The 662-nt window shown below is 73.1% G+C and carries 1 protein-coding gene; it reads left to right on the forward strand.

Features of this window, described 5'->3' with window-relative positions; all coding sequences use genetic code 11:
- Positions 1 to 625 (forward strand): ShlB/FhaC/HecB family hemolysin secretion/activation protein (locus GJV64_RS15200; RefSeq protein ID WP_164158366.1); only part of this gene is annotated, 625 nt, incomplete at its 5' end.
- Positions 626 to 662: the final 37 nt, after the last annotated feature.

Raw genomic sequence — 662 nt, forward strand, 5'->3', positions numbered from 1 at the left:
TGGCACCACCGCCTGGCGGCTGGCGGCCAGCCTGGAGGCGCGGCAGGGGCTCGACCTGTTCGGCGCCAGCCCCGATTGCCTCGCCAATCCGGCGGCCTGCGCCGGCATCGTGCCGCCCAGCCTGTTGAATGGCAGCGCCACGCCGACGGTGATGCGTTTCACCGGCCTTGCCGAGGCGCGGCTGGGCCGCCGCATCAGCCTTGTCATCCAGCCGCGCGCCCAGATCGCCAGCGGCGCGGTGCTGGGTTTCGAACGCTTTGCGCTGGGCAATTTCACGGTGGGGCGCGGCTTTGGCCCCGGCGTGCTGACCGGTGATGATGGCGCCGCCTTCAGCACCGAACTGCGGCACGATGCGCTGATGCTCGACGAACAGGCGCGGCTGGCCCTGCTGCCCTATCTGTTCGCCGATGCCGGCTGGGCCTGGTCCCGTGGAGGCACGGCCACTGGGGCCAACCCGGTCAGCCTCGCTTCCGCCGGGGCCGGGACGCGGGTGGTGCTGGATGACCGGGCCCGGCTCGATCTGTCGGGCGCCGTGGCGCTGAAGGCCGCAGGGCCGACCCGGGCCGGCGATGTGCGCCTGCTGCTCACGCTCACCACCCGCATCCTGCCGTGGAGGACCCGCTGATGCGCCGGCTTCATCTCCGGCTGGCCTCGCCCGCTGC

It is taken from the genome of Sandarakinorhabdus rubra (assembly GCF_010994245.1).
GTDB classification, from domain to species: domain Bacteria; phylum Pseudomonadota; class Alphaproteobacteria; order Sphingomonadales; family Sphingomonadaceae; genus Sandarakinorhabdus; species Sandarakinorhabdus rubra.